The 19533-nt window shown below is 43.0% G+C and carries 18 protein-coding genes; 13 read left to right on the top strand and 5 right to left on the bottom strand.

Annotation, left to right across the window (positions count from 1 at the left end):
• Window positions 1–474, bottom strand: a 474-nt coding sequence (locus LG003_RS18460) for a hypothetical protein (RefSeq protein WP_262981346.1), incomplete at its 3' end; no start/stop codon positions are given.
• 544 nt (window positions 475–1018) lie between these two features.
• Between LG003_RS18460 and LG003_RS18455 the strand changes: the two genes are divergently transcribed.
• Entirely contained in the window at window positions 1019–1468 is a 450-nt protein-coding gene (locus LG003_RS18455) for a flavodoxin (RefSeq protein ID WP_112879138.1), read from the top strand.
• 57 nt (window positions 1469–1525) lie between these two features.
• Here the strand turns inward: LG003_RS18455 and LG003_RS18450 are convergent, their stop codons facing one another.
• From LG003_RS18450 to map, 4 genes are all read right to left on the bottom strand, one after another.
• Complete coding sequence (locus LG003_RS18450; RefSeq protein WP_262981345.1) at window positions 1526–1912, bottom strand: DUF3461 family protein; 387 nt, start codon at window positions 1910–1912, stop codon at window positions 1526–1528.
• 214 nt (window positions 1913–2126) lie between these two features.
• Window positions 2127–2951, bottom strand: coding sequence for a 2,3,4,5-tetrahydropyridine-2,6-dicarboxylate N-succinyltransferase (gene dapD / locus LG003_RS18445; RefSeq protein ID WP_262981344.1), 825 nt, complete (start codon window positions 2949–2951; stop codon window positions 2127–2129).
• A 47-nt stretch (window positions 2952–2998) separates the two neighbouring features.
• Window positions 2999–5647: a bifunctional uridylyltransferase/uridylyl-removing protein GlnD gene (gene glnD, locus LG003_RS18440; RefSeq protein WP_262981343.1), complete on the bottom strand. Its 2649-nt coding sequence runs from the start codon at window positions 5645–5647 to the stop codon at window positions 2999–3001.
• Between the two features lie 135 nt (window positions 5648–5782).
• A complete protein-coding gene (gene map, locus LG003_RS18435; RefSeq protein ID WP_262981342.1) occupies window positions 5783–6580 on the bottom strand; it encodes a type I methionyl aminopeptidase in 798 nt (265 codons plus the stop codon).
• 431 nt (window positions 6581–7011) lie between these two features.
• On the opposite strand from map, the gene rpsB reads away from it, so the two are divergent.
• The 12 genes from rpsB to fabZ all read left to right on the top strand — a co-directional run bounded on the left by rpsB (window position 7012) and on the right by fabZ (window position 19533).
• Window positions 7012–7737, top strand: coding sequence for a 30S ribosomal protein S2 (gene rpsB, locus LG003_RS18430; RefSeq protein ID WP_112879142.1), 726 nt, complete (start codon window positions 7012–7014; stop codon window positions 7735–7737).
• 150 nt (window positions 7738–7887) lie between these two features.
• Window positions 7888–8745, top strand: coding sequence for a translation elongation factor Ts (gene tsf, locus LG003_RS18425; RefSeq protein ID WP_112879143.1), 858 nt, complete (start codon window positions 7888–7890; stop codon window positions 8743–8745).
• Between the two features lie 153 nt (window positions 8746–8898).
• Window positions 8899–9627 (top strand): UMP kinase, encoded by a 729-nt coding sequence (pyrH, locus tag LG003_RS18420; protein WP_112879144.1) that lies wholly within the window; start codon window positions 8899–8901, stop codon window positions 9625–9627.
• Window positions 9628–9745: 118 nt separating this feature from the next.
• Window positions 9746–10303, top strand: coding sequence for a ribosome recycling factor (frr, locus tag LG003_RS18415; RefSeq protein WP_112879145.1), 558 nt, complete (start codon window positions 9746–9748; stop codon window positions 10301–10303).
• Between the two features lie 142 nt (window positions 10304–10445).
• Window positions 10446–11642, top strand: a complete 1197-nt coding sequence (ispC, locus tag LG003_RS18410; protein WP_262981341.1) for a 1-deoxy-D-xylulose-5-phosphate reductoisomerase — start codon at window positions 10446–10448, stop codon at window positions 11640–11642.
• A 283-nt stretch (window positions 11643–11925) separates the two neighbouring features.
• Window positions 11926–12621: a (2E,6E)-farnesyl-diphosphate-specific ditrans,polycis-undecaprenyl-diphosphate synthase gene (gene ispU / locus LG003_RS18405; RefSeq protein ID WP_228900898.1), complete on the top strand. Its 696-nt coding sequence runs from the start codon at window positions 11926–11928 to the stop codon at window positions 12619–12621.
• A 9-nt stretch (window positions 12622–12630) separates the two neighbouring features.
• Window positions 12631–13479: a phosphatidate cytidylyltransferase gene (gene cdsA, locus LG003_RS18400; RefSeq protein ID WP_112879147.1), complete on the top strand. Its 849-nt coding sequence runs from the start codon at window positions 12631–12633 to the stop codon at window positions 13477–13479.
• Between the two features lie 28 nt (window positions 13480–13507).
• Window positions 13508–14863, top strand: a complete 1356-nt coding sequence (gene rseP / locus LG003_RS18395; protein WP_262981340.1) for a sigma E protease regulator RseP — start codon at window positions 13508–13510, stop codon at window positions 14861–14863.
• Window positions 14864–14897: 34 nt separating this feature from the next.
• On the top strand, window positions 14898–17291 hold the full coding sequence (gene bamA, locus LG003_RS18390; RefSeq protein WP_262981339.1) for an outer membrane protein assembly factor BamA: 2394 nt from the start codon (window positions 14898–14900) through the stop codon (window positions 17289–17291).
• Window positions 17292–17402: 111 nt separating this feature from the next.
• The gene (gene skp, locus LG003_RS18385; RefSeq protein ID WP_112879150.1) at window positions 17403–17900 is read left to right on the top strand and encodes a molecular chaperone Skp; all 498 of its coding nucleotides are present in this window, start codon (window positions 17403–17405) and stop codon (window positions 17898–17900) included.
• 3 nt (window positions 17901–17903) lie between these two features.
• Window positions 17904–18932 (top strand): UDP-3-O-(3-hydroxymyristoyl)glucosamine N-acyltransferase, encoded by a 1029-nt coding sequence (gene lpxD, locus LG003_RS18380; protein ID WP_262981338.1) that lies wholly within the window; start codon window positions 17904–17906, stop codon window positions 18930–18932.
• A gap of 148 nt (window positions 18933–19080) precedes the next feature.
• On the top strand, window positions 19081–19533 hold the full coding sequence (gene fabZ, locus LG003_RS18375) for a 3-hydroxyacyl-ACP dehydratase FabZ (RefSeq protein ID WP_011145059.1): 453 nt from the start codon (window positions 19081–19083) through the stop codon (window positions 19531–19533).

Below are 19533 nucleotides of genomic sequence, written 5' to 3'. Positions count from 1 at the left end.
TAAAAGAGAGAAAATAACAGGAATTAAAAATGGTAGACTTAATAATGCCAAGCTTAAAATAGAAAAATTACTATTCGTTTTCTTTTCATTTCCTGTAGTTATAAGAATATTTCTTCCCATTATGACAATAAATCCACTTATTACTCCCCATAATATTCTATGCAGAGCATCCAGCCAAACTGGAATAAGTATTATTTCTTTTGCAAAGAGAATGCAGTTTATCGTTGCTATTAATAAGAAGAAGCCAAAAATATGTTTTTCAAACAAAGCAATATTCATTTTTCGAATAAAAAAAGATATGGTCATACATCCCAGAGATAACCCCAATAAATAGGAAAAAACAGGAATATAAGCGTTTAAAATCATGCCTCCGTTTTTAAGCACGGTATCTACCCAAATCATTAGACCCGATGAGCCGGTAATATTTGCGGCACTTAATAGTATACTCAGCACAACAGCTCTATTGTTAAACATGGTGAGGGTTTTCCTTTATTTAGTGCTTATTTGTGCCATTCTATTAATCTCATTATGCTATTGTTGATCTTGAAGAAAAGGATATATACCCGTCATCTTTCAAGCTGCCTCTTTGTTGGCTGCACTCACTCACCCCGGTCACATAGTTATCTATGCTCCCGGGGATTCATTCCCTTGCCGTCGCGATGCAACTTGAAATCCATAGGGTATAGTCATTTTTCATATTAATATCAATATTATCAACTAAAGTTGTTTAAAAAAGTGATTTTAACACTGAATTATTATTGATTAAATAACTTGATTTAAGACGACGTCACTTCTGTTACTTTATCTTGGTTGTTATAGAAAACGATGCTGTTGATGATTATTTGTTACCGTTTTAGGATACTGTTTACATGACAGAGTCAACTTGATAGTGGCAATATTTGATTTGACGCGACGACTTAGCTGGTAAGGTAATTATCCCTGATTTGGGAAGGGTTGAGTTTTCTGCTGTTGCCAGCGAGGATAACTAATAATTCCTTTAAAAAGAGATAAATAGGTTATGGCAAAGATAGGTATTTTTGTTGGTACTGTTTATGGTAACGCGCTCGCTGTTGCAGAAGAAGCACAGCAGATCTTTGAACAACAAGGTCACGATGTAGAAGTCTTTGAAGAGGGGGAGCTGGAACAGTGGCAATCCTATCTCGATCAAATGGTTTTAGTTATCACTTCAACGACTGGACAAGGGGATTTGCCCGATAATATTCAACCTCTTTATTATGCCTTGCGAGATGAACTGGGTTATCAGCCAGAATTACGCTATGGTGTGATCGCCTTGGGTGATAGCAGTTACGAGAATTTTTGTGGTGGTGGCCGCACTTTTGATGAATTACTACAAGAACAAGGATCAATAAGAATCGGTGAAGTTTTGATGGTGGATGCAGTGGAAGAAGCTGAACCGGAAGTTTTTGCTCAGCCTTGGATCAGGCAATGGGGAGAATTAATTGAATAATTACAATACACCGCTTATATCGAATAGGATATAGGCGGTGTAATTAATAGAACCGTTTTATTTGCGGGTTAATTTTTCCAGATCGGCTTCAATCTCGGTAATCTTGTTGGCAACAACGTGTTCAAGATGACGCAGGTCATCAAGGATTTTGTGTTTCAAATCGATTTCTACTTGGTCACGTTTGCAAATCTGATCCAACTCTTCAATCACATAACGCAGGTTGGTATTGATTTCGTTGATCTCTTTGTATCCTTGCTCTGCATTGTTTGCAGTCACAGTCTTGCGCTGACGCGGATATTTGAATTTCACGCTTTTAGCAAAGAATTCACCTTTATCTTTACGAAAATAGATTTTCAGAATATCGTTGTTAGCTTCTTGACGCAGACTATAGCGGTCAATTTCTTCGGGATATGTGATCCCCAGACTCTTTAAGTTATCGTACATGGCACCACCTTAAGGGTATTTTTCCCAGTAGGTTATTCTATGCGTCATTTTGAATCCGGATCGTCTCCGAATACCTTACGGACTCTGTGTACGTTTCGGAGCGTGCATGTTGTCCGTATTCAAACTGCCTATATTAATAACACTAACTGAGGTTGGTAATGATGATAAAAAGCAAAAAAATAGCGGACTTATTTATTATCCGCTATTTTAAAGTTTAATCTATCGATCTGAGGAGTTCATTAATGCCCACTTTTCCTCGTGTTTTGGCATCCACTTTTTTGACAATGACAGCACAATACAGGCTGTAACTACCATCTTTTGATGGGAGGTTGCCAGAGACAACAACAGAACCCGCAGGGACACGACCATAATGAATTTCTCCTGTTTCACGATCATAGATTTTGGTGCTTTGACCAATATAGACCCCCATTGAAATCACTGAGCCCTCTTCGACAATCACACCTTCTACAATTTCAGAACGGGCGCCAATAAAGCAGTTGTCTTCAATGATGGTTGGGGTCGCTTGTAATGGTTCCAATACACCACCGATACCGACACCGCCGGATAAATGGACATTTTTACCAATTTGGGCACAGGAGCCGACTGTTGTCCAGGTATCTACCATTGTTCCCTCATCGACATAAGCGCCGATGTTGACATAGGAAGGCATCAGTACGCAGTTACGGGCAATAAAGGCCCCTTGACGTGCTGCCGCAGGAGGCACTACACGAAAGCCCTCTTTTTCAAATCTTGCCTGATCATAGTCAGAGAATTTCATCGGAACTTTATCGAAATAACGGCTTTCTGTGCCATCAATGATCTGATTTTCATTAATACGGAAAGAGAGCAGTACAGCCATTTTTAGCCATTGATGAGTGACCCACTGACCGTCAATTTTCTCTGCAACGCGCAGTTTTCCACTATCCAGCAGGTTGATGACTTGAGTAACTGCATCACGTGTTTCATGGTTGACGGTTACTGGAGTAAGCGTTGCACGGTTTTCAAAAGCATTTTCGATAATGGATTGTAATTGCTGCATTGCATCGGGTTCCTTGGTTATCGTCCGAATCATGGGCTTATATTGAGTTATATTTTATCCTTTGGATTTAGGGTTGCTGTCAACCTTTCTGACAATTCTTCTCTGACTTTTTTATTTAATGCCTTGTGGTCTTTATCTGCCAGCACAAAAAAATCTTCGACACGTTCACCGATGGTGGTGATGTGTGCACCATGCAGTGAAACCTCCATTTCGGCGAAAATATTACCGACCCTTGCCAGCAATCCCGGTTGATCTAGGGCAAATAGTTCCATATAGGTTCGTCGTTCGTTATGGGTAGGTAAGAAGGTTACTTTTGTTGGTACGTTGAAGTGACGCAGCTTGGTTGGCAATTTTCGTGTTTTCGGTGTTTTGGTATGGGGAGCCAGAACAACTTGTAAAAGTGCGTTACGTATTATTTCATGGCGATCCGATGCTAAAGGATGACCATTGGGTTCCAGTACCACGAAAGTGTCCATTGTCATACCATCACGATTGGTAAAGATCTGAGCATTATGAACACTCAGGTTACGTCTATCCAGTTCGCCGACAACCGCCGCAAACAGGGAAGGACGATCTACGCTCCAGATAAAAATTTCTGTACCGCCACGGGTTGGCTTGGTACTTATCAGTATTAGTGACTCTTGAGAATCATGTTGCACTAAATGACGGGCGTGCCAGGCAAGTTGTTTTGGCGTATGGCGAAGAAAATAATCTGCATGACAACGACTCCAAAGCTGATGAAGTTTCTGTTCGTTAATATTATCCTGGCGCAACAGAGCAAGTGCCTGGAAACGGTTATGACGGATGCGTTCCCGAAAATCTGGCGTATTTCCCTGGCGCAATTGATTCTCTGTAGAGAAATAGAGTTCCCGTAACAAGCTCTGCTTCCAACTATTCCATAGGTTGATATTGGTGGCGCAGATATCAGCGACTGTCAGGCATATCAGGTAGCGTAACCGGGTTTCATTGAGGATTTGATGGGTAAATTGCTTGATGATTTCTGGGTCCTGAATATCTCGCCTTTGAGCTGTGACTGACATTAACAGATGATGACGAACCAGCCAGGCTACCAAATCAGCTTCTCGTGAGTTAAGCCCATGTTGCAGTGAAAACGCTAGCGCATCGTCAGCGCCAAGTTCAGAATGGTCGCCGGTACGCCCTTTGGCGATATCATGAAATAGTGCAGCAAGATGTAGAAGCTCTGGTTGAGGCAGACGAGGGTATAGCTCAACACAGAGTGGATGGGCTGGACGATTATTCTCATCGGCAAAACTTTCCAGTTTTCTCAGTACGCGGATGGTATGTTCATCGACGGTATAGGCGTGAAACAGATCAAACTGCATCTGACCGACGATATTGCCCCAAAGCGGTGTGTAAGCGCCAAGGACACTGTGACGATGCATGGGCACAAATGCGCTTTCAACCGCCCTTGGGTGACGTAGGATATCCATAAAGATTTGGCGAGCTTCCGGTAATTCACACAATGGCTGAGACAGGTTGCGGCGTGCATAACGGAGGTGGCGTAACGTAGTAGAATAAATACCTTGAACTTCTTCATGTTCCGCCATGCGATAAAACATTCGCATAATAGCGGCGGGTTCTTTGATAAACAGGGTTTCATCGATGAGATCAATAAGTTGCCCCCGTAGTTGGAATTCACTATCCAACGAGCGGGACTTTTCATGGGTTTCCAATGCCAGAATGGCTTCATCAAACAGTTGCAGTAGCATATTGTTGAGTTCGCTAACGCGGCGTGTCATCCGGTAGAAATCTTTCATCATTCGTTCTACCGGTTGATTACGCTCTCCGTGATAGCCTAGTAATTGAGCAATACTGAACTGGCGATCAAATAATAGACGATTATCATAACGATTGACTATCAGATGAAGAGCAAAGCGGATACGCCAGAGGAAACTTTGGCATTCATTTAATTCATTACGTTCTTCTGCTGTCAGGAAACCAAAGTCGACCATTTCATCTATGGAGGTTGCACCAAAATGGCGGCGGGCAACCCACAGTAGGGTATGAATGTCTCGCAATCCTCCGGGGCTGCTTTTGATATCAGGTTCCAGGTTATAACTGGTGCTGTGATAGCGCTGATGGCGTTCGTGTTGTTCGATAATTTTGGCATCAAAGAATTCAGTGGAAGGCCAAAAACCATCACTGAAGGTATGTCGCTGTAATCGAAGAAAAATGGATGGATCGCCACAAATTAACCGTGATTCGATTAAATTCGTCGCAATAGTCAGATCTGATAACCCTTCCAGCAAACACTCTTCAAGTGTGCGGACACTGTGGCCGACTTCCAGTCGGATATCCCATAGTAAAGTGATAAATTGTCCGACATTCTGAGCTTGAGGCGGTGTGAGTGGTTGTTCACTGAGTATCAGCACGTCGATATCAGATAGCGGATGCAGTTCTCGCCGGCCATATCCGCCGACGGCAATCAATGAAAGTGATGAAATTTTATCAAATCCATAGGCATACCATAATTGTTGTAACAACTGGTCTATGTAATCACTGCGTGCAGAAATCAAGGCTTCTGCGGAAATACCCGCTTTAAATGCATGTTCCAGCCAAAGCTGAAATTCTTCGAGGTGCTGTTTCAACACAGGGTAGCGAAGATCTTCACTGGAAAAATCAGCGGGAGAAAGTGGCGGGATAGGGGCTTGAATTGTGGCGATATCTGCTGACATAAGTATAAACCTATGAGAAAGGCGAATCATAACGGCCAGATTACTGAGAAAGTAGGGGGCTAAACAAGGGATATTGCAGAGAAGAGACAGAAGCCTTGTATGATTTCAACAAGGCTTCGTAGTTTGCTATTTTAATTATTCATTTACCAAGACTGCGGAAAGGGTTGGTTCTTCTTCTTTACGCAATGTCATGATTTCGCAGCCGTTATCAGTAACAACGATGGTATGTTCATACTGAGCGGACAGGCTGCGGTCCTTCGTTTTGACTGTCCAGTCATCTTTCATGGTACGGATGCGATAGTCACCGGTGTTAACCATTGGTTCGATAGTGAAAGCCATACCTTTTTGCAGTACAACACCACCATCATCGGCGTCATAGTGCAGTACTTGTGGTTCCTCATGGAAACCTTCGCCGATGCCGTGACCGCAATATTCACGGACCACAGAAAAATCGTTGGCTTCAACAAATTGTTGGATAGCTCTACCAAGAGTGCGCAGGCGAATACCGGGTTTCACCATTTTCAAGGCTAGATAGAGGCTTTCCTGAGTGATGCGGCACAGGCGCTCACCCTGAATGGTTGGTTTACCAACTATGAACATTTTTGATGTATCACCGTGGAAGCCCCCTTTGATGACGGTTACATCGATATTAACAATGTCACCATCTTTCAATGATTTATCATCACTTGGGATACCATGACACACGACGTCATTAACAGAGATACAAACAGATTTTGGGAAACCGTGATAGCCAAGGCAGGCAGAGACAGCCTGTTGTTTATTGGTAATGTGATCGTGACAGATACGATCTAATTCACCTGTTGTTACACCGGGTTTGACGTAAGGTTCAATAATTTCCAACACTTCTGCCGCCAGTCGACCAGCGATGCGCATTTTTTCAATATCTTTAGAGGTTTTAATTGAGATTGCCATGAAACTTGTCCATTCAAAGCCAGCGAATCTGCTGGTTGTCTGTTTTTCAACAAGGAAAAAATTATTGAACTAATGGTATCAGCCTACAGAATATCTGCCAATAACAGTTGGCAGCCCTATTTCCCTCGTTACCTTTATTTACTCATCAAGAATACCGTTCGTAATCGGGCTTTTCTTTCCACATTGAGCTATCAGAGAATGGCAACAAAAGTTGGTGTCTTAGGCTTGTTTATGATATAAAGCGCGCCGGCGTTCTGTGTATTTGCCACTGAGGCAAAACAGGGTGGCGTTAAACATACTCACTGTGTAAATAACACACACGGGTCGGCACATACACCGGGGTGCTCTCATGCAGAACATGCAGCTAAAGAGTCGGTGTTATGGGACTCGTGGAGGCATAACCCCAACTTAATATTTTACAGAGGTTTACAATGGCAACTGTTTCCATGCGCGATATGCTGCAAGCGGGCGTTCACTTCGGTCACCAGACTCGTTACTGGAACCCAAAAATGAAACCATTCATCTTTGGTGCTCGTAACAAAGTGCATATCATCAATCTGGAAAAAACTGTTCCAATGTTCAACGATGCGTTAGCTGAACTGAACAAAATTGCTTCACGCAAAGGCAAAATTCTGTTTGTTGGTACTAAGCGTGCTGCGAGCGAAGCGGTTAAAGAAGCAGCTCAGAACTGTGATCAATACTTCGTTAATCACCGTTGGTTAGGCGGTATGTTGACTAACTGGAAAACCGTTCGTCAATCCATCAAACGTTTGAAAGATTTAGAAGCACAGTCTCAGGACGGTACTTTTGACAAACTGACCAAGAAAGAAGCGTTAATTCGTTCTCGTGAACTTGGTAAGTTAGAAAATAGTCTGGGCGGTATCAAAGATATGGGCGGCTTACCTGATGCTCTGTTTGTTATCGATGCTGAACATGAACACATTGCTATCAAAGAAGCAAACAACCTGGGTATCCCAGTATTCGCTGTTGTTGATACTAACTCTGATCCAGATGGTGTTGATTTCATCATCCCTGGTAATGATGATGCAATCCGTGCAGTAAAACTGTATCTAGGTGCTGTTGCTACTGCTGTTCGTGAAGGTCGTTCTCAAGATCTGGCTGTTCAGGCAGAAGAAAGCTTTGTAGAAGCTGAATAATAAGGCAAGCTCATTATTGAGCCCTTATTAACCAGGTATTGAAATATATTGGTTAGGGGGGCCTGTTATGGCCCCCTTTTACGTATCTGATATAAGAACTATCCATGCGGAATACTCTCTTCCTGCGGGATACATCGAGGAATAAAACAAATGTCTGGAATTACCGCTGCTTTGGTAAAAGAACTGCGTGAGCGTACTGGCGCAGGTATGATGGAATGTAAAAAAGCGCTGGTTGAAGCTAATGGCGATATCGAATTAGCGATTGACAACATGCGTAAATCAGGTCAAGCGAAAGCGGCTAAGAAAGCTGGCCGTGTTGCTGCTGAAGGTATCATCCTGGCGGAAGTGGCTGCTGATAGCAAATTCGGCGCTCTGGTTGAGCTGAACTGTGAAACTGATTTTGTTGCCAAAGATGCAGGTTTCATCGCTTTCGGTAAAGAAGTTATGGCAACAGTATTGGCTGATAAAATCTCTGATATTGAAACTCTGAAAGCTAAGTTTGAAGAACAACGTACTGCACTGGTTGCTAAAATCGGTGAAAACATTAACATTCGTCGCGTTTCTGTATTAGAAGGTGAACAACTGGGTACTTACCTGCATGGTGCTCGTATCGGTGTTCTGGTTGCGGCTGAAGGCGCTGGCGCTAATGAAGAGCTGATTAAGCATGTTGCTATGCATATCGCTGCGAGCAAGCCAGAATATGTTAACCCAAGTGATGTACCAGCTGATGTTGTTGATCGTGAGCACCAAATCCAACTGGATATCGCAATGCAGTCTGGTAAGCCACGCGAAATCGCAGAGAAAATGGTTTCTGGCCGTATGAATAAATTCACCGGTGAGATTTCTCTGACAGGTCAGAATTTCGTGATGGATCCAAGCAAAACAGTTGGCGATCTGTTGAAAGAAAACACTGCTACAGTGACTAGCTTCATCCGTTATGAAGTGGGTGAAGGTATTGAGAAAGTTGAGGCTGATTTCGCAGCAGAAGTTGCTGCAATGAGTAAATAGTCTTAATTTTTACAAACAGGGCCGCCAAATGGCGGTTCTGTTTTATCTAATCTAAATCGCCTATCCCAGTAGGTGTTGAGTTTTTGCATCTGGTCAGAATGGCTCGGATGTATGTAAATCCCCAATATACTTTTCTGCTTAGGACAGAACATCATGGCAACCAATGCAAAACCCGTATACCAGCGTATCCTGCTTAAACTCAGTGGAGAAGCCCTGCAAGGTGCAGAAGGTTTTGGTATAGATGCCAGCGTGTTAGATCGCATGGCTCAGGAGGTCAAAGAACTGGTTGAGTTAGGCGTACAAGTCGGTGTCGTCATTGGCGGTGGTAATCTGTTTCGTGGTGCTGGCTTGGCAGAAGCAGGGATGAACCGTGTAGTCGGCGACCACATGGGCATGTTGGCAACAGTGATGAATGGTCTGGCAATGCGGGACGCATTACATCGCGCCTATGTGAACGCCCGTCTAATGTCTGCAATTCCTTTAAATGGCGTTTGCGATAACTATAGTTGGGCAGAAGCGATTAGTTTATTACGTCATGGCCGTGTTGTTATTTTCTCTGCGGGTACCGGCAATCCGTTCTTTACTACAGATTCGGCAGCGTGTTTGCGTGGTATTGAGATTGAAGCAGATGTTGTGCTAAAAGCAACTAAAGTAGATGGTGTTTACTCGGCTGATCCGGCTAAAGATTCGGAAGCGGTATTGTTCGATAAGCTCTCTTACCAGCAGGTATTAGAGCGTGAATTGAAAGTTATGGATTTGGCGGCATTCACGCTGGCTCGTGATCACAGCTTACCTATTCGCGTATTTAACATGAATAAGCCGGGAGCGTTGCGTCGTGTGGTAATGGGGGAAAATGAAGGCACCCTGATTTCTCACGAGTAATGTTCAAAGACACCAGAGATGTTTAGCGGTATGATGAGTCGCCTGATACGCCAAATTTAACAAACATGGTCATAATAGCTTATGGCTTTAAAACAACCAGTTCCCAAGGGTTTGTAACGTGATTAATGAAATCAAAAAAGACGCACAAGACCGTATGGAAAAGAGCGTCGAAGCACTTAAAAACCAAATCAGCAAGGTTCGTACTGGCCGGGCTTCTCCTAGTCTGCTGGATGGTATCACTGTTGAGTATTATGGTACACCAACGCCTTTGCGTCAGCTTGCTAACGTCGTCGCTGAGGATGCACGTACCCTAGCTATCACGGTATTTGATCGTACTATGACGCCGGCGATTGAAAAGGCAATCATGGCTTCTGATTTAGGGCTGAATCCATCTTCTGCGGGAACAACAATCCGTGTTCCTTTGCCACCATTGACAGAAGAGCGCCGTAAGGATCTGATTAAGGTGGTTCGTGGCGAAGCTGAGCAGGGGCGTGTCTCTGTGCGTAATATTCGTCGTGACGCTAACGACAAAATCAAAGCACTGCTGAAAGACAAAGAGATCAGTGAAGATGATGAGCGTCGTGCTCAGGATGATATTCAAAAGCTGACGGATAATTTCATCAAAAAAGTTGATGAAGCTTTAACGAAGAAAGAAGAAGAACTGATGGAGTTCTAATCTCTTTTATGAGATACATCAAGCGCTGCTATCGTGCGGCGCTATTTTTTATTCGGCATTTCTCTGAAGTCATGAGCGTTCATAGCCAGGCAAATCAGACAAGTATCAATACACATCAAATAAAACAATTCAGAGCATCAGTATGAAAAGGTTGACCATCCTTGGTTCCACAGGTTCCGTAGGCAAAAGTACACTTACTGTAGTTCGCAATAATCCTGATAAATTCAAAGTAACAGCGCTTGCTGCTGGAAAAAATATCCAGGTTATGGCTGAGCAATGTCTGGAGTTTCGGCCTCAATATGCTGCAATGGCGGATGAAGTTTCCGCAAAAGAGTTGCGTCAGCTGCTTATTGAACAAGATTGTAAAACCGAGGTATTTTTCGGGGAACAGGCTGCGTGTGATTTGGCTGCTTTGAATGATGTTGATCAGGTTATGTCTGGGATTGTTGGTGTGGCTGGTTTATTGCCAACGCTGGCTGCCATCCGGGCGGGTAAACAGATTTTACTTGCTAATAAAGAGTCGTTGATCACCAGCGGTCGGTTTTTTATGGATGCTGTAGCGAAACATAATGCTCAATTATTGCCCATTGATAGTGAGCATAATGCTATTTTTCAGAGCTTACCAGAGGTAATACAACGAAACCTTGGGCGCGGAGATCTAAAACAATATGGAATTGCTAATATCATTCTGACAGGATCTGGCGGGCCTTTTCGCTATACCCCTTTGGAGCAATTAGCTTTTGTAACACCGGACCAGGCTTGTGCTCATCCGAATTGGTCGATGGGGCGTAAGATTTCGGTAGATTCTGCGACAATGATGAATAAGGGCCTGGAATATATTGAGGCGTGTTGTCTGTTCAATGCATCTGCTGCGGAAATGGAAGTGGTAGTCCATCCTCAGTCAGTCATTCACTCTATGGTCCGTTATCAGGATGGTAGCGTTATTGCTCAATTAGGAACACCGGATATGTGTACACCAATTGCCTATGCAATGGCATACCCAAATCGTATTGCTTCTGGTGTTGAACCTCTTGATTTTTATTCTTTAGGTACACTGACGTTCTCGAAACCGGATTATGAACGGTATCCATGTTTGAAACTGGCTATTGAAGCTTGCCACGCAGGTCAGGCTGCAACGACGGCGTTGAATGCAGCGAATGAAGAAATCGTTAAGATTTTTTTACAAAATGGAATCTCTTTCACAGATATTGCAATTATAAACCGGCAGGTTGTAGAAAAACTAAATTTGCCGGAACCTCAGAGCATTGAGGAAGTCTTACAGATTGATAATCTCGCAAGAGATTTAGCTATAAAGACTATTCGTTCATTTATCAGATAGTCTTTGATTGGCAAATGGGTATTTGTCCGCATTTTTACCTGATGGTATAGTTTGCGTATAACTGTTGGTTGATATAATTAACGGTTCAGATTTTGGAAGTTCTCTTCCAGATAATTAGGCTTTTACCCAAGCTGTGGATACCAGACACGGCTTTTTTATGTTTGGATGCCTGAACTTGTAAGAGAATTACCCTGACCAGCAAAGGATTAATTGAGTGATATTATCCAGCGATCATCATCAGAACGATTTATTGTCATTATTACCTAAGCATGTTGCTATTATTATGGATGGTAACGGCCGTTGGGCAAAGAAACGAGGGAAATTAAGAGCCTTTGGTCATCGTGCAGGGATTAAAGCGGTACGTAGTGCGGTGAGTTTCTCGGCTAAACATAAAATTGAGTCACTGACGTTGTATGCTTTCAGTAGTGAAAACTGGAATCGGCCGGAACAAGAAGTCAGCTCTTTAATGGAATTATTTATTTTTGCACTAGATAGCGAAATCAAAAGCTTACATAAGCATAATATTAGATTATCTGTTATTGGTGATATCAGCCGGTTCAGCGAGCGTTTACAGGATCGAATCCATCGCTCAGTTAAGTTGACCGCTAATAATACGGGTCTGCAACTTAATATTGCTGCAAATTATGGTGGTCGTTGGGATATTGTTCAAAGTGTTCAGAAAATTGCTCAGCAGATTAAGGATAATTCCCTTGAGCCACAGGATATTACTGAAGAATTAGTTAATAATTATATGAATCTAAGCCAGCAGCCTCAGGTTGATTTGGTCATCAGAACCGGAGGTGAACATCGTATCAGTAATTTTTTGTTATGGCAGATAGCTTATGCAGAATTCTATTTTACCGATATACTCTGGCCTGATTTTGATGAAAACGTTTTTGAAGGTGCAATTAATGCCTTTGCCAAAAGAGAACGCCGGTTTGGCGGAACAATACCAGACGATGCCGATGTGGGATCATAGGAGGAACTCTTGCTGAAGTACCGCCTTATAACGGCTGTGATATTAATCCCTCTTGTGATTGCCGCTCTATTTTTGCTGCCACCAGTAGCGTTTGGGCTGGTGATTATTGCTGTTTCAGCCCTTGCTGCATGGGAATGGGGGCAATTCGCTGGCTTATTTAACCAAAAGAAACGGGCTATTTTGGCAGTTCTGTTTGCTATTGGTTTATTGGCCTTACAATATACTCTGCCAGATTTCACTGATTTGATTGGACAACCACAAATCACTTTTATCCTATGGGGGGGAATGATTTGGTGGATTGTCGCGACGCTTCTGGTTGTTACCTATCCTTCTTCCGCTGTAATTTGGAAGAGTTCCATTTTATTGCGCCTTTTGTTTGGTGTCCTGACATTAGTGCCGTTTTACTGTGGAATGATGGTGTTACGGACTCAGGGATATGATGATAATTCATATTATGGTGCATGGTGGTTATTGTATGTCATGTTGCTAGTGTGGGGAGCGGATTCCGGTGCTTATCTCTTCGGACGTACTTTAGGTAAACGTAAAATGGCACCGAAAGTTTCTCCAGGAAAAACGCTGGAAGGATTAATGGGGGGGTTAATGACAGCGGCCATTATTTCATGGTTGTTTGGGAAATATGCTCCAGTACCTGCAATGCCTGAAAAACTCATGTTGTGTTCTGCTATTGTTGTTATCGCTTCTGTATTTGGTGATTTGACTGAGAGTATGTTCAAACGTGAATCGGGTATTAAGGATAGCAGCCAGCTAATTCCGGGACATGGCGGTGTTATGGATCGTATTGATAGCCTGACGGCTGCGATCCCTGTTTTTACTGGCCTAATGTTGCTGGTATTTTGATCTCTATGTTTGACGGTGTTTGAAGAATATGATGGGAATTCTCTGGAATCTGGCGGCTTTTATTATTGCGCTAGGGATATTGATCACTGTGCATGAGTTTGGCCATTTTTGGGTGGCCAGAAAGTGTGGTATTCACGTTGAACGTTTCTCCATTGGTTTTGGTAAAGCTCTATGGCGGCGTACAGATCGTCAAGGAACTGAATATGTTATAGCCCTTATTCCACTGGGGGGATATGTGAAAATGCTTGATGAGCGTGTTTCACCTGTTTCTCCTGAACACCGTCATATGGCATTCAATAATAAAACACTTGGTCAGCGTGCTGCGGTAGTCAGTGCTGGGCCAATTGCTAACTTTTTATTGGCGGCTGTGGTTTATTGGTTGGTGTTTATTATTGGTGTGCCGGCAATACGTCCTGTTGTTGCGGATATCAAACCAGATTCTATCGCTGCGCAAGCAAATATTTCATCGGGAATGGAACTAAAATCCGTAGATGGTATCGAAACGCCTGATTGGAATTCAGTTCGTTTTGCTCTGATAGGTAAGATAGGTGACGATAATATGACTGTTCAGGTTATCTCTCCAGGCTCATCATATCCGGTGGAGAAAACTCTGGATTTGCAGCAATGGAGCTTTGATCCGGATAAGCAGGATCCTGTATTGTCACTAGGGATTATGCCTGTCGGTCCTCGTTTGGATTCTCTGGTGGAAAAAGTTATCTTTGGCTCCGCAGCAGAAAAAGCGGGTTTGCAAAAGGGGGATAGGATAGTTAAAGTCGGTGACCAGGAAATAGATACTTGGCATACTTTTACATCCTTTGTCAGCAATAATCCGAATGTCCCGCTGGAACTTTCCGTGGATCGGGCTGGTCATATTATTTCTCTCTCTATGACGCCGGAAGCAAGACAACAGTCTGGTGGCAGGAAAGTTGGTTTTGCCGGTGTGGAACTGCGAGTTGTGCCATTAGCCGATGAATATAGAATCGTTCAGCAATACGGGCCTTTCTCTGCCATGTATCAGGCAGGAGATAAGACTTGGCAACTGATGCGATTAACTGTCAGTATGATTGGTAAGCTGATCGTTGGTGATGTGAAAATTAACAACCTGAGTGGGCCTATCTCTATCGCTAAAGGGGCGGGGGTGTCGGCTGATTCCGGCTTGGTGTATTATTTGATGTTTTTGGCGCTAATAAGTGTCAATCTTGGGGTTATTAATCTGATCCCATTACCTGTGTTAGATGGTGGACACTTGCTCTTCTTGTTTATCGAAAAGATAAAAGGTGGGCCAGTTTCCGAGCGTGTACAAGACTTCAGCTATCGCATCGGTGCCATAGTACTGGTGTTATTGATGGGGCTTGCACTTTTCAATGATTTCTCCCGTTTTTAAAGCGGAAGACTAGTTAGGAAGACGCATTACAACGATGGCGATGAAAAAGTTACTCATAGCGTCGCTGCTGTTTGGCAGCGCCACTGCATACGGCGCAGACGGATTCGTAGTTCAGGATATTCACTTTGAAGGTCTTCAACGCGTCGCCGTAGGTGCAGCATTACTGAATATGCCAGTTCGCGTAGGTGATACGGTCAGCGATGAAGATATCGGTCGTACCATTCATGCACTATTTGCTACTGGTAACTTTGAAGACGTTCGTGTCCTGCGTGATGGCAATACACTTATTGTTCAGGTAAAAGAACGGCCGACTATTGCCAGCATCACTTTCTCTGGCAATAAATCGGTGAAAGATGACATGTTGAAACAAAACCTTGAGGCATCTCATGTTCGGATCGGAGAAGCCCTTGACCGTACGATGTTGTCCAATATCGAAAGAGGGTTGGAGGATTTCTATTATAGTGTGGGTAAATACAACGCCAGTGTAAAAGCGGTTGTTACGCCACTTCCACGTAACCGTGTCGATTTGAAACTGGTTTTCGCTGAAGGTGTTTCGGCAAAAATCCAGCAAATTAACATTGTTGGTAATAAATCATTTTCTTCTGATGAGTTATTGAATCGTTTCCAACTTAGAGATGATGTACCGTGGTGGAATCTGACTGCCGATCAGAAATATCAGAAACAAAAACTGACTGGTGACCTTGAAACATTGCGCAGTTTTTACCTTGATCGCGGTTATGCCCGTTTTAACATTGATTCGACTCAGGTCAGTTTGACGCCAGATAAAAAAGGTATTTATGTCACGATAAATATAACTGAAGGTGATCAATACAAAATATCAGGTATTGACCTGAACGGTAATATGGCGGGTTATCAGTCAGAAATTACTAAACTGGCTACCATTGAGCCTGGTTCTCTGTATAACGGGACTCAGGTGACTAAAATGGAAAATGACATCAAGAACTTGCTTGGTCGCTATGGTTATGCTTACCCACGAGTGATGACGCAACCTGAGATCAATGATCAGGACAAGACAGTAAAACTGCATGTCAATATTGATGCAGGTAACCGTTTCTATGTTCGTAAAATTCGTTTCTCTGGTAATGACACCACTAAAGATTCCGTTCTGCGTCGTGAAATGCGTCAGATGGAAAGGGCATGGTTAGGAAGTGATCTGGTTGAACTGGGTAAAGAGCGTCTTAACCGTTTGGGTTATTTCGAAACGGTAGATGTTGAAACTCAGCGTGTACCAAGCAGCCCTGATCAGGTAGATATTGTTTATAAAGTTAAAGAGCGTAATACCGGCTCTTTGAACTTTGGTGTTGGTTTTGGTACAGAAAGTGGTGTCAGTTTCCAGATCGGTGCTCAGCAGGATAACTGGTTGGGTACAGGTAATTCTGTGGGGATTAATGCCAGTAAGAACGATTATTCAACTTATGCTGAGCTCTCCTTCACTGATCCATACTTCACAGTTAATGGTGTGAGTCTTGGTGGCCGGGTATTCTACAACGATTTCAGGGCCGATGATGCTGAATTATCCAGTTATACTAACCAAAGTTACGGTATAGATGGTTTCCTCGGTTTCCCGGTTAATGAAAATAACTCTCTGCGTTTTGGATTAAATTATGTTCATAACTCGCTGTCTAATATGCTTCCTCAGGCAGCAATGTGGCGCTATCTGAATTCCATGGGAGAGAAACCAGATTATAAAAGTAAAGCTGAGTTCAAAGCGGACGACTTCGCTTTGAATGTAGGTTGGACATATAACAACCTTGATCGTGGCTTCTTCCCAACATCTGGTGTGAAATCGACTCTGAATGGTAAAGTGACTATTCCTGGTTCGGATAACGAATTCTATAAAGTGACTTTTGATACCTCTGCGTATTATCCAATTAATGATGATCATACTTGGGTGATTTTGGGGCGTGGTCGTTTAGGTTATGGGGATGGATTAGGTGGTAAAGAGTTACCATTCTATGAAAACTTTTATGCAGGTGGTTCCAGTACGGTTCGTGGTTTCCGTTCTAACAATATTGGTCCTAAAGCTATTTACCTGAATAAGGACGGATTGCCTAAGAAAGAGAGTCCATCTCGTGATGCTGTAGGGGGTAACGCAATGGCGGTAGCCAGCCTTGAGTTGATTACTCCAACACCATTCCTTGATAGTAAGTATTCGAATTCTGTCCGAACTTCATTCTTTATTGATTCAGGTACGGTTTGGGATACCGATTGGAATGATTCTGCTGCGATGAAGAGCAAAGGTATACCTGATTACAGTAAACCAGGTAATATCCGTGTTTCGGCGGGTATTGCATTGCAATGGATGTCTCCTTTAGGTCCGCTGGTGTTCTCTTATGCTAAGCCGATTAAAGATTACGAAGGTGATAGATCAGAGCAATTCCAATTTAATATTGGCAAAACCTGGTGATAATGCATTTTTATCTTATTATTGATAGAGCAAGCTCTGAAATCGTAGGTTTCAGAGCATTAACTAAGTTTTTCCAATAGGTTACAGATAGCGTGGTTTAAGGAGTTTATAGTGAAAAAATGGTTGTGTGCAGCAAGTTTTGGTATTGCATTAGCTTTCTCTGCTGGTGCTCAGGCAGCAAACAAAATTGCCGTTGTAAATGTTGGTGAGATTTTCCAGCAGTTGCCAGCCCGCGAAGCTGTTGTGAAGCAGTTGGAAAATGAGTTTAAAAACCGCGCATCTGAATTGCAACGGATGGAATCTGATTTACAATCCAAGATCCAGAAATTACAGCGTGATGGCTCCACTATGAAATCCAGTGAGCGCACTAATCTGGAAAAAGAAGTGATGGCTAAGCGTGAAGAATTTGGCAAAAAAGCCCAAGCTTTTGAACAAGATCACCGTCGTCGCGAGATGGAAGAACGCAACAAAATTCTAAGTCGTATTCAGGATGCAATCAAAGTGGTTGCTGGCAAAGAAGGCTATGATGTCGTTATTGATGCGAACGCTGTTGCTTATTCAGTATCTGGCAAAAATATTACTGCAAGTGTATTGAAACAGGTTAAATAATAGATGTCTTCAATTCGATTGGCTGATTTAGCTCAGCAGTTGAATGCACAATTACATGGTGATGGCGATATTGTTATCACCAGTATTGCACCAATGCATTCGGCCAATAGCGAACAGATCACTTTTTTGTCTGACAGTCGTTACCGTGAGCGTTTAGGTGAATGTCAGGCTGCCGCTGTTGTTCTCCAGGCGTCAGATCTTCCTTATTGCAATATTCCGGCATTGGTCGTTGCCAATCCTTATCTGGCATATGCCTATATGGCTCAGATTATGGATACAACACCGGTTCCCGCACAGGATATTCACCCTTCTGCGGTGATTTCACCTCAGGCAACTTTGGGTAAAAACGTTGCTGTCGGAGCTAATGCGGTTATCGAATCTGGTGTTGTTCTTGGCGATAATGTTGTTATCGGTGCAGGCTGCTTTATTGGTAAAAATGTGCGTATTGGCGCGGGAACTCGTCTCTGGGCGAATGTCTCTGTTTATCATAATGTTGAAATGGGTGAACAGTGTTTGATTCAGTCAGGAACAGTGATCGGATCTGATGGTTTTGGCTATGCGAATGATCGTGGTAAATGGGTTAAAATCCCTCAATTAGGTTCAGTCATTATTGGTGACCGGGTTGAGATTGGCGCCTGTACAACTATCGATCGAGGCGCTTTGGATAATACCATTATTGGCAATGGAGTCATTATCGATAACCAGTGTCAGATTGCTCATAATGTTATCATTGGTGATAATACGGCGGTTGCTGGCGGTGTGATCATGGCCGGTAGTCTGAAAATTGGTTGTTACTGTATGATTGGTGGCGCCAGTGTCATTAATGGACATATGGAAATCTGTGATAAGGTAACAGTCACTGGGATGAGTATGGTGATGCGTCCTATCACTGAACCTGGTGTATACTCCTCTGGAATTCCGGCACAACCAAATAAAGTTTGGCGTAAGACGGCAGCTTTAGTCATGAATATCAATGAAATGAATAAACGTCTTAAGTCAATGGAGAGTAAGCTGGAAGACGAAAACGAGTAATTGCACTATATTTAATTGTACTATATTTAATTGCACTATATTTTTGGTTGTGTCTTATTTTTGCGGCCTGCCTGGGAACTCTGGATTTGGGGTTTAAGCGGGCCGTGTCGTTAATACAATTAGTCCTTTTGACAGGAAGAGTATTTAGATGAGTGATAATCATACTCTGCACATTGAAGAAATTTTAGATCTACTTCCACATCGTTATCCGTTTTTATTAGTGGATCGCGTGCTTGATTTTGAGGAAGGTAAATTCTTACGTGCAGTAAAAAACGTATCTTTTAACGAACCCTTCTTTCAGGGGCATTTTCCCGGCAAACCTATTTTCCCAGGCGTTCTGATCCTTGAAGCTATGGCGCAGGCTACCGGAATTCTGGCATTTAGGAGTGTGGGCAAGCTAGAGCCAAATGAGCTCTATTATTTTGCCGCTATCGATGGTGCCCGCTTTAAACGCCCGGTAGTGCCTGGGGATCAAATGATATTAGAAGTAGAATTTATTAAGGAGCGTCGAGGGGTTGCGCGTTGTAGAGGCGTAGCGAAAGTCGATGGAGAAATAGCTTGCGAAGCAGAAATGATGTGTGCTCGCCGTCGTGAGGTTTAG

The organism is Photorhabdus kleinii (assembly GCF_025384885.1).
In the GTDB taxonomy this organism is placed as follows: Bacteria; Pseudomonadota; Gammaproteobacteria; order Enterobacterales; family Enterobacteriaceae; genus Photorhabdus; species Photorhabdus kayaii.
This window is presented reverse-complemented; position numbering and strand designations above follow the sequence as displayed.

Excerpts from the sequence above, each read along its gene's own strand:
- LG003_RS18455 (WP_112879138.1), top strand. The coding sequence starts at position 1,019 with ATGGCAAAGATAGGTATTTTTGTTGGTACTGTTTATGGTAACGCGCTC.
- LG003_RS18450 (WP_262981345.1), bottom strand. The coding sequence starts at position 1,912 with ATGTACGATAACTTAAAGAGTCTGGGGATCACATATCCCGAAGAAATT.
- dapD (WP_262981344.1), bottom strand. The coding sequence starts at position 2,951 with ATGCAGCAATTACAATCCATTATCGAAAATGCTTTTGAAAACCGTGCA.
- glnD (WP_262981343.1), bottom strand. The coding sequence starts at position 5,647 with ATGTCAGCAGATATCGCCACAATTCAAGCCCCTATCCCGCCACTTTCT.
- map (WP_262981342.1), bottom strand. The coding sequence starts at position 6,580 with ATGGCAATCTCAATTAAAACCTCTAAAGATATTGAAAAAATGCGCATC.
- rpsB (WP_112879142.1), top strand. The coding sequence starts at position 7,012 with ATGGCAACTGTTTCCATGCGCGATATGCTGCAAGCGGGCGTTCACTTC.
- tsf (WP_112879143.1), top strand. The coding sequence starts at position 7,888 with ATGTCTGGAATTACCGCTGCTTTGGTAAAAGAACTGCGTGAGCGTACT.
- pyrH (WP_112879144.1), top strand. The coding sequence starts at position 8,899 with ATGGCAACCAATGCAAAACCCGTATACCAGCGTATCCTGCTTAAACTC.
- ispC (WP_262981341.1), top strand. The coding sequence starts at position 10,446 with ATGAAAAGGTTGACCATCCTTGGTTCCACAGGTTCCGTAGGCAAAAGT.
- ispU (WP_228900898.1), top strand. The coding sequence starts at position 11,926 with ATGGATGGTAACGGCCGTTGGGCAAAGAAACGAGGGAAATTAAGAGCC.
- rseP (WP_262981340.1), top strand. The coding sequence starts at position 13,508 with ATGATGGGAATTCTCTGGAATCTGGCGGCTTTTATTATTGCGCTAGGG.
- bamA (WP_262981339.1), top strand. The coding sequence starts at position 14,898 with ATGGCGATGAAAAAGTTACTCATAGCGTCGCTGCTGTTTGGCAGCGCC.
- lpxD (WP_262981338.1), top strand. The coding sequence starts at position 17,904 with ATGTCTTCAATTCGATTGGCTGATTTAGCTCAGCAGTTGAATGCACAA.
- fabZ (WP_011145059.1), top strand. The coding sequence starts at position 19,081 with ATGAGTGATAATCATACTCTGCACATTGAAGAAATTTTAGATCTACTT.